Here is a 9986-nt window from a genome sequence, read left to right on the forward strand (position 1 = left end):
AATTCCAAATCCTGCGGAGGTATGCCCGGTAAACCGACAATTTTGAGTAAAAATAACACAAAAATTGCTTCCCAAATTCCCGCCAGCAATTGAAAAGCACCAGGCCAATCTCGGTCCCAACGGAAATGTTGAATGTAGATATATAAAATATCCCAACCCATGCCAAAGATGCCTACATAGGCTAAAATCCAGAAAAATATGGCTCCTGATTGGGAGCCAATTAAACCCAGAAAAAAAGGCAGTGTTGCTAAAACGCCTACAGTTGCAAATAACAAGATTCGAGTTTGCCAGCGACCAAATAAGGTAGGAGTCATCGGATTTTTGATTGGGAATTTTAGCCTGGAGATTGATTGAAAATCCACTTTAACCATTGTACTAACGATCGCACAACGCTCAATTTCCGAACACCAGGAGCCTTGGCTTTGGCCAGACTTTCCACCGATCGCAAACCAGCATACTGCAAGCCCAAAAAACTGTCCACCGGCGCATAATGACCACCCAAAGTAATCGCACCCGCTGCGTACATCCGCCCATCCCCCTTACTCCCAGAAGCATTCCGCATGGAGAACATCTCAAAATCCTTTTGCACGCTCAAACGTCCCAGTCCATTCAAGGGCAGATTGTATTGCATCACCAAATCCTCCAGCAAAGGACTGGTTTTCACCTTAGCATCCAAACCCGTAGCATCAATAATAAAATCAGCCTCTAACTGAATTTGTCCCTTGAGTTCTTTTTCCCGAATGTAAGTCACCGTGCGGTTTCGACTGTCGCGCTCAACTCGCTCCACTTCCCCAAAGGTAATCTGATACCATCCTTGACTCAAACCCTCTTGCACCATACGTCGCCAGTCGCTGCGGCTAGCAGTAGTAGTGCCGCCCCAATCTGTCAGCAACTGGGGCATAAATTCCGCTGGGGAATTTTCCAACACCACCCGTAGTTCCCCGCCCCAGCAAGCTTTGGGCCAATTGAAAGGTTGAAATTCGTAGTGATTTTCGACGCTTCTTTGTGCGAGATTAAAGGTATTGCCAACAGGTTTGGGCGATCGCATCAAATGCAATACTTGAATATTCTGGTTGCGTTGTCTGGCTTCGTAGAGTCGCTGCACCACCCGCGAAGCCACAATTCCCCGCCCGCGCAACAACACACTTCCACCACGGGATTCCAACTGTTTGTAAACCTCATCGTGGTTTTCGTAAGCATTCACCACGGACTTAAAATCCTGGGTGGTTTCGCGATAAGCTTGCAAGTCTGGCAAAAATTGAATGGCTGGATAGCCCGTGGCTAAATGCACGTATTTGGCGATCAAAAAAGCGTGCTCCCGTTGCTGGGCATTGGATTTAGAATAAGCGATCGCGTACCTACCGTCATCTGTTTTGCGAATTCCCCGCACCCTAGCATAGCGAAACATCTGATTCCAGCCAATGCGATCGACCTCCCTGTCAATAGAATCAAACACATTCCCCGCGCGAGGCGTATAAGTTTCAGCAAAAGTCGGTTCCGCAAACACCTGCCATATCAACTTCAGGGACACCCCCAAGTGACCCTTGAGCAATTCCTGCCCAGCTTCCCGCAGGGCATAGGGAGGCCAACCCCAAATATTGTCTGGACAAGAGTCAGAATTCGATCGTAGCCGTTCGTGGAGGGGAATTTGAGAATTCAGACATAACCGACGGTAGCGGGCGTAAGGCTGATTTTCCATGCCCAAAACGGCAATTCGATCGCTCTTCACCCCACAAATTCTGAGCAAATCCACCCAAATAAAGCTGCCCAAACCGCCTCCAATGGCTGCCCAATCTATCTCTGCTACGGGCATTCCCATGGATTGGAGCGATCGGATTGTCACCTCGGAAGCCTGCAAAAATTCCATGGGCGGAAACTCCCCTCTACTGACGTTGGCTGAAGGTGGTGACACCGCAGGCTGCAAGATGGCGGAGTCTGGGCTATTTGTCTGGGGGTTAAAGAAAATATGAGAATTGACAGAGGGTGTTTCTATGGAATTAACCGCAAAAGAAATGCCGATCGCGTAGGGTCCTATTTGTAGCATATCGCCATTGGCGAGCACGCACCGAGTTTGGCGCACCCCATTGACAAAAGTACCGTTGCGACTGCCAGTGTCAGTTAATACGATACTCTCGGCTTCGGAGGCTATCACGGCGTGGAAGCGAGAAACTTGACTGCTTTTGAGCTCAATTCTAGAAACTCGATCGCCATTAATGGTAGCAGGCATAGCTTCAAAAACTCGTCCTAAAGCGATGGGTAAGTCAAATATGGGGGAGCGCCGATCCCCGGTAACAGTATCTACCCAAGTGAGTCGCAGGCGCCAAGGTTGAGAATTCATGACTATTTTTAAAACATCCGCGATCGTAGCATCTGCAATTGTTTAAAGTTAAGTCTAGGCCCTAATCTCCCCTGACTTCAACTGCGATTAAGGGGAAAGAAACACACTAGCAGCCGCCGCCAAAGAAGTACCACACCAGGGACACCCAGCACTCAATTGAGCATAGGGCGAAGTGCGAGCACACTTAGGACACAGCAAACCATAGGTTGAAGGCACTGTGGGCTGGGCAGAAACTTGAGTCTGTTTCTCCCATAGCAACACCGTCGGCACAATCCCAACCTCCGTCGCAGATACCGAAACCACCTCCAGTTCTACTTCACCTAAACGGATGCGACTACCAGACCTCAATTTTGCCTCCCCTTGGGCGAGAATTTTCCCATCTACCAGTGACGGATTGCTTGGGCGCAAATTTCGCACTTCAAACTCCTGGGATGCGGGATTAAAAAATATTTCGATGTGGAGTCCCGATACCGTTGGATGGGACAAAATTAGATCGCATTTACCGGGGTCGCGCCCGATTCTCACCGTTCCCAGATTTTTGCTCGGCTGTCCGTTTTCAATGGTCTGATGTTTACGCACCCCAGCCTCAGTCCATTCTAAAGTAAGCTGGTTTGTCATGATTTTGTTGCTTCCTCAGATATAGAAAAATTTTACTTACCCATAATTATCCAAACAAAAAAGCCCCACCAGGGGGCTTTTTTCTATTCGATAGACTTTTGTCGAGAGAGAAATTGGTGTTTGCAAGCTGTTAGCGCCTGCAATTTTTTTTCCTCCCAACAGTGTTTGCTAATTGCTTGAGTCATCCCACTGTCAAACCACATTTCCTTAAGTGTGTGGATTGCTAGCAGACTTAAGCTTCGGTTTTGCGGCTTTTCCGGCCACCTTCGCGACCAATTTGAGCCATGTGCTCCCGATTTCTGCTGACAGCTTCGCCGCCTTTTTGACCTGCTTGTCTCGCTTCTTCCGAAGTAAATTCGTGAGCAGTACCTTTAGCGTGGGCAGCTTTTCCGCCTTTGCTAGCAATTGCGCGCTGTTTTTCTGCGTCCATAGAAGCGAATCCGCGTTTGCTTTTTTCAGCCATGACTGTCTCCTTGTTTTTTGTCTAATTGTTTGGATCGATCGCACCTTAGTCTGCCACTGTAGTTGGTAATCCAAGTCAGCGATCGGGTTTGTGGCCGTAAATCATGAAACGTCATCATACCAGTTTAAACCATAGGTTTGACCAGAAGGACGATCGGTTCATGAGTTTATAGGACTTATGCAGAAGCCTGGTTTTTTTTACGAAAAAACATCGTTACAGCCAGCGACAAGATTTAAAAAACCCGGTTCCTTGTGTTTTTTCTTGCATAAGTCCTAATTTACCAATGTGAAGCAAAAATCTTTCACATTTGGCGCTGTAAGTTTCCTGAGTCAATCTTTAACCGAGTTACTGTCTTTGAATTACTCTAACAATCTCTCGACTTTGATACCTCTTTCTCAGGTATAGTCATTTTTTATTTCGCTAGAAGGATGGAACCAAAAACCCAATGTTTCTCGACTCAAAGGATTTTTTGACAGCTGGCGACACCTGAATCACTAAAAGTCAAAAGTCCAAAGAGGGATGCTTTTTTGTCTTTTTACTTTTGATTTTGTGGATGTCTTCCGGCTTAGCCAATTATCCAGACGTTAACTGGTCTGCCGATCGCGTTGTTTCTGGCAAGCGATATTTCAGGGCGCAGCGCAGCACATAATCGATCGCACTTACTAAGTTTACCTTATGACCGATCGAAACATAAATCGGCTTTACTCCTGTTTGAGTTCTCAGTGCTGCACCTACGGTTTGTCCGCAATCTTGCAAAGGCTGCCAACTCCCCCGCTCTAAACCTACATCTGAATGTTCCCCAATAAATCGAGTTTTAGCAACTCCGATGGTCGCAATTGAGGTCAAAACTCCCAAATGGCAGGCCAGACCGAACCTGCGCGGATGAGCCAACCCTTGACCGTCGCACAATATTAAGTCTGGCATCTGATCGAGCTTTTCTAAAGCCTGGAGAACGGCAGGCACTTCTCGAAAAGACAGGAAGCCGGGAACGTAAGGGAAAGCAGTCACACTACAAGCCGTCGCCTGCTGCTGTAACTGTAAATCAGGAAAGCTCAGAACCGTTACAGCAGCCTGCGAAACCGCATCTGAACTGTGATAGCCCACATCTACCCCTGCAACGTACCGCACTGTTGACAGTTGGTTTTCGGCAATTACCAAGGACCGGAGTTGTTCTTGAATGGCGATCGCCTCTTCAATTGTCTCAGGCCAAGGGTGTTGCTGCTGCATTTAGACCTCAATGTTACCTCAATTCAACCGCTCTCATCTAACCTTAACCTATTCTGCCACATTTTTGAACTTGATTTCTTTATATTTGATGGCGATAAATTTTGTTGGCCCCCTGAAGGCGATCGGGATAGCCCTTAATTTTTTAGTCATAGTCTTATTACTGAGACTGTGAAGGTAATTTTAGATACTCACAACCCTATGACTTTTATGAATCAAATAAATGAATTTATGAAAGGCAATATCCTAAATAGCAAGTTACGATCTTAAGGAAAGGGCTAAATAGCCTAATACAAATTAACAAATTTATACAAATAGTGTTTCCCATGAAAATGCGTCGTTACAACCTGAGTCTCTATATCGCCGGCGGCATTGTCCTAGTCATTACCTCCCTGATCTTAAAACCCTTTGCCCTAGTAGGTGCTGGGGAACGCGGAGTCATCATGCGTTTCGGCAAAGTTCAAGACGCAATTTTAGATGAAGGCATCCACCCGATTTTACCCATCGTCACCTCTGTAAAAACCCTGAGCGTGCGGGTACAAAAAACAGACATGAAAGCAGATGCAGCATCCAAAGACTTGCAAAAAATTAGTACAGATTTAGCAGTCAACTGGAACATCGACCCCGCCAAAGCAAATCAAGTTTTCCAACAAGTAGGAGACGAAGAACAAATTGTCACCAGCATTCTGAGTCCGGCCATTAGCGACACAATTCCTGACAGCATTGCTACCAGTTTTCAAGGCGCATCCCAAGTATTTCAAAGTTCGCTACCGAGTCTGGGTTTGTTGTTGGCGATCGCAGTTTTAGTGATCTACCTAATTCTCGGCATTCTCTACGAAGATTTCCTGCACCCGATTACCATTCTATCCGGTTTGCCTTCTGCCGGTTTTGGTGCATTATTAACAAGGAAAATGCAATCCTAGCGATGAGTTGTGAAAAAGAAGTTTTCAACGAACCACGAAGACGCGAAGGACGCGAAGTTCGGAAAGAGAAGTAGCTGGTGGCGCAAAAAGATCGGTCAATTTATGGGATAAGGAAGAAGAACCCCCCCTACCCCCCCCAAGGGGGGAAGAAGCAATAACAATTATGAAATAACCAATTACCAATTACCAATTACCAATTACCCATTACCTATTACCAATCGGCATCATTTTATTAGTAGGAATTGTGAAAAAGAATGGCATTATGATGGTGGATTTTGCCGTAGAAGCGCAGCGAAAAGAAGGCAAAAACCCGATGGATGCTATTTTTGCCGCTTGCTTGACGCGCTTTCGCCCGATTATGATGACGACGGCGGCGGCTTTGATGGGAACTTTGCCGATCGCCCTGGGACTGGGTGATGGTTCGGAAGCCCGCCGCCCCTTGGGAATTGCGATCGTCGGTGGTTTGCTGTTTTCCCAAATTGTGACGCTGTATTTAACGCCGGTGGTTTATACCTATATGGAAGCGCTGCGGCAGAAAAGAGGCAAAACGAAGCAATCTCAGGTTTTTTCGCCTCAGAAAAACTAAGTATTTGAATTGAACGATCGCCAAACCAGAACGTGAAACAATATTTTAGGTTCCGAAGAACTGAGACTGGTTAAATTATGGCCTGTATCCCCCTGCCAGAGTCGGGAAGTTTACCAGCCGCTCCCTTTAGGGATGGGGGCTTTACCCATCACGTACTAGACCTGCTGTGGGAAATATGGGGTATTTTAGTAGGGAAATAAGATTGGGCTTGCGTAAGTCCTGAAAAACGTTAAAGTAAGAAAAACTCCGAAATTGTAGAGGTTTGGTTCAAAGTTCGGCTGATGGGAAATCGGGAGAACCAGTCAATTTTTAATTTAGGTGGAGTCGAGGATGTTGGCGATCGCAATAATGGGTCACAATCACTGTGGCTTCGCGATCGAGCTTTGGCTGCTACTAGCAATGGTATTGTCATTGCTGATGCCCTAGCGCCCGACTATCCCATAATTTATTGCAATCCAGCCTTTGAAAGGATTACAGGTTACTCTAGCCAGGAAATATTGGGGCGCAACTGTCGCTTTTTGCAAGGTCCTGATACCGATCCGGCTACCGTAGCTAACCTCCATGAGGCGATCGCCTCCTGTCTAGAATGTCAGGTGGTGATCAAAAATTACCGCAAAGACGGTACTCCTTTTTGGAATAAGTTGTTCCTATCTCCGGTGCGAGACGAGAGGGGGTATTTGACTCACTTCGTCGGAATTTTGTCAGACTTATCCCAAAGCGTAGAAGTCCAGCAGGAGTTGCAGCAAACTAATGACCAACTGCAAACTATTTTGGAAGCAGTTCCCGGAACAGTATCTTGGGTGAGCTCGGATTTGCGCTATTTGGGGGTTAATCAACATTTAGCCAAACTCCACGGTTTACCGCCTTCGGCTTTCGTCGGCCAAGATATCGGATTTCTGGGCGTAAGCTCGGATTTTTACTCTTTTTTGGGGGGGTTTTTTGCCAGCAATGCTACAGAAGTAGTCAAAGAACTTTCCACCAAGGTCAAAACCACCGATGGTCAGTCGGCGGGACATTATTTGATTGTGGCTCAAAAGTACGATGGGGGCAAAGCAGCCTGTTTGGTGGGGATTGACATCACCGAACGCAAGCAGGCAGAAGAGGCTCTGGTGTTGACTCGCAAGGCGGTGGAAAGTTCCAGTGATGCGATCGGCATGGCTGATGTCTCCGGTACTCACATCTATCAAAATCAATCTTTTTCTCAACTATTTGAATACGAAACCGTAGCAGAATTCAGAAATGCTGGGGGGATACACACCATTTTTGCTGATGAGACCGTTGCCCAGGAGGTGCTCGAAGCGATCGCCCACGGTTATTCTTGGTGTGGTGAAGTTACCAAAATCACCAAAAGTGGCAAGATTTTGCAAGTGTTGTTGCGGGCCGATGCGATTAAAGACTCCACGGGGACAATAGTCGGTCAGATTTACATGAATACCGATATTACCGATCGCAAACGCACGGAACAAGAACTGCGACAAAGTGAGAAGCGCTTTCGATCGCTGATTGAAAATGCTAGAGATATTATTGTGATTCTCGATGAGAAAGGTTTCTGTCGCTATGTCTCTCCTTCCCTAGAGCGGATTTTGGGCTATCCGACGGCGGAAGTTCTTGGTAGGTCTGTATTTGAGCTGATTCACCCCGACGAATTGCCCATGGTGGGTCAAGTGTTTAAAGGTATCATCCAAATGCCGAGAGTAGGCCTGGGACTGGCAGAATATCGAGTGTGGCATAAGGATGGTTTCTGGTGCGTTTTGGAAGCGGTGGCGACGAATTTACTCGCGGAACCTTCAGTGCGGGGAATTGTGGTCAACTGCCACGATGTCACCGAGCGCAAAATGGCAGAAGATAAGTTATTGCACGATGCTTTGCATGATGCTTTGACCGATTTACCCAACCGGGCTTTGTTGACAGACCGGTTGGGCCAAGCTTTTGCTCGTGTCAAACGGCATCCTAACTATCAGTTTGCGGTACTGTTTCTCGATTTGGACAGGTTTAAGGTGATTAATGACAGCCAGGGACACCGCACGGGCGATCGGCTGCTGCTGGGAATTGCTCGCCGTCTCTTGACTTGTTTGCGTCCTGGTGATACCGCAGCTCGTTTGGGCGGAGATGAGTTTGTGATTTTATTGGAGGAAATTCAAGGTGTGGAAGATGCCATCACCCAAGCCAAGCAAATTCAAAAGGCGATCGAACGACCCCTACATTTAGAGGGAAATAAAGTTTCTATTACTGCTAGCATTGGCATTGCTTTGAGTAGTGAGGAATATCAGTGGCCCGGAGATATCTTGCGAGATGCTGATATTGCCATGTACCGGGCAAAATCTCTCGGCAAAGCTCGCTATGAAGTGTTTACCAGTGCCATGCACACTCGTGCTGTGGCTTTGATGCACTTGGAAAATGATTTGCGGCAGTCCATAGAAGAACTGAATTTGAAATATTCAATGTTAGATTTGCGATGGGGCAGTCATGGAGAAAATTCATCTCTGTACGAAACTAATCGTTCCTTAGAACATCAAAAATCTCATATTTTTAGTCAAAAATTAGAATGTCCTTTTACTGTTTACTACCAACCAATTGTTTGTTTAAAAACTGGCTTAGTCGCAGGATTTGAGTCCCTCGTCCGCTGGCTGCATCCCGAACGGGGTTTGGTTTCTCCCATGGAATTCATTGCCATGGCGGAGGAAACTGGTCTAATTATGCCCTTGGGTTTGTGGGTTTTGAATGAAAGTTGCCGTCAAATTATCGAGTGGCAAAATTTGCAATTACCAGCCAAGGATTCACCGCTAACAATCGCTGTAAATCTGTCCGGGAGACAGTTTGAACAGCCGGATTCCATCGAACAAATTAAACAAGTTTTGCAGGAAACAGGGGTGGATGCTCGTTGGTTGAAGTTGGAGATTACTGAGAGTGTAGTGATGCAAGATGGGGAAGCGGCAGCGGCGATGCTTTCTCATTTGAGAGATTTGGGGATTGAGCTTTGTATTGATGATTTCGGAACTGGTTATTCTTCTTTAAGTTATTTGCATAAATTCCCGATCAATACTTTGAAAATCGATCGCTCTTTTGTCAGCCGCATCGGAGAAACAGGTGAAAATTTGGAAATCGTCAGAGCGATCGTCATGTTAGCTCGCAGTTTGGGGATGGAGGTAGTGGCCGAAGGTGTCGAAACCGCCGTTCAATTGGCTCAATTACGGCTGCTCGGCTGCGAGTACGGTCAGGGATACTTCTTCTCTAAACCTCTCGATAGGGACGCAGCTACAGCTTTGTTGAATCAGGGTTTGCAATGGTAATGTAGTAGACGGTTGACGGTTGACAGTTGACGGTTGGCGGTTGTTATTAGTTACCGATGCCCGATGCCCGATGCCCGATGCCCCATGCCCCATGCCCCAAGTTCAACGCCCTAAATCGTGCATGGCATTAATTTCTTGAGCGCATCTTTGAGTCAATGCTTCCAACTCCGATCGCTCCGAGGAAGTCGGCGCTGCAATTAAATTGCCAATTCGCACCGTCAGCGGCACGGCTCGCGGCAGTGCTGAATCCTTAGATGCTATAGCATGAGTTCCCCACAAACTAACAGGTAACAGCGGTGCTTTAGCCTTAGCAGCTATCAGTGCAGCACCTAATTTGGGATCGGTAATTCTACCATCTACTGTTCTGGTTCCTTGCAAAAATACACCTGTTGCCCATCCATTTTCTAAATATTGGAGAGCCGATCGAATCGCACTGCGATCGGCACTTTCCCGTTTGACTGGATAAGCACCATAAAGGGCGATCGCCTGTTTCAAAATAGGCACTTTAAATAACTCTTCCTTAGCCATAAATGCCACCGGTCGT

9 protein-coding genes are annotated in these 9986 nt (G+C 46.8%); 3 read left to right on the top strand and 6 right to left on the bottom strand.

Features of this window, described 5'->3' with window-relative positions:
- The 5 genes from AAFP11_RS28540 to nfi all read right to left on the bottom strand — a co-directional run.
- Positions 1-314, bottom strand: a 314-nt coding sequence (locus AAFP11_RS28540; RefSeq protein ID WP_341740059.1) for a hypothetical protein, incomplete at its 3' end; no start/stop codon positions are given.
- Between the two features lie 20 nt (positions 315-334).
- On the bottom strand, positions 335-2338 hold the full coding sequence (locus AAFP11_RS28545; protein ID WP_341740060.1) for an FHA domain-containing protein: 2004 nt from the start codon (positions 2336-2338) through the stop codon (positions 335-337).
- Between the two features lie 87 nt (positions 2339-2425).
- Positions 2426-2956, bottom strand: coding sequence for an FHA domain-containing protein (locus AAFP11_RS28550; protein ID WP_341740061.1), 531 nt, complete (start codon positions 2954-2956; stop codon positions 2426-2428).
- A 232-nt stretch (positions 2957-3188) separates the two neighbouring features.
- Positions 3189-3419, bottom strand: a complete 231-nt coding sequence (locus tag AAFP11_RS28555) for a KGG domain-containing protein (protein ID WP_340518378.1) — start codon at positions 3417-3419, stop codon at positions 3189-3191.
- 573 nt (positions 3420-3992) lie between these two features.
- The gene (gene nfi, locus AAFP11_RS28560) at positions 3993-4646 is read right to left on the bottom strand and encodes a deoxyribonuclease V (RefSeq protein ID WP_341740062.1); all 654 of its coding nucleotides are present in this window, start codon (positions 4644-4646) and stop codon (positions 3993-3995) included.
- A gap of 323 nt (positions 4647-4969) precedes the next feature.
- Between nfi and AAFP11_RS28565 the strand changes: the two genes are divergently transcribed.
- The 3 genes from AAFP11_RS28565 to AAFP11_RS28575 all read left to right on the top strand — a co-directional run bounded on the left by AAFP11_RS28565 (position 4970) and on the right by AAFP11_RS28575 (position 9442).
- Positions 4970-5566: an efflux RND transporter permease subunit gene (locus tag AAFP11_RS28565; RefSeq protein ID WP_341740063.1), complete on the top strand. Its 597-nt coding sequence runs from the start codon at positions 4970-4972 to the stop codon at positions 5564-5566.
- A 226-nt stretch (positions 5567-5792) separates the two neighbouring features.
- Positions 5793-6152, top strand: coding sequence for an efflux RND transporter permease subunit (locus AAFP11_RS28570; protein ID WP_341740066.1), 360 nt, complete (start codon positions 5793-5795; stop codon positions 6150-6152).
- Positions 6153-6433: 281 nt separating this feature from the next.
- Positions 6434-9442, top strand: a complete 3009-nt coding sequence (locus AAFP11_RS28575; protein ID WP_341740064.1) for an EAL domain-containing protein — start codon at positions 6434-6436, stop codon at positions 9440-9442.
- A 102-nt stretch (positions 9443-9544) separates the two neighbouring features.
- Here AAFP11_RS28575 and AAFP11_RS28580 read toward each other — a convergent pair.
- A partial coding sequence (locus AAFP11_RS28580; protein WP_341740065.1) for a lysophospholipid acyltransferase family protein occupies positions 9545-9986 on the bottom strand: 442 nt, incomplete at its 5' end.

It is taken from the genome of Microcoleus sp. CAWBG640, assembly GCF_020883015.1.
In the GTDB taxonomy this organism is placed as follows: domain Bacteria; phylum Cyanobacteriota; class Cyanobacteriia; order Cyanobacteriales; family Microcoleaceae; genus Microcoleus; species Microcoleus anatoxicus.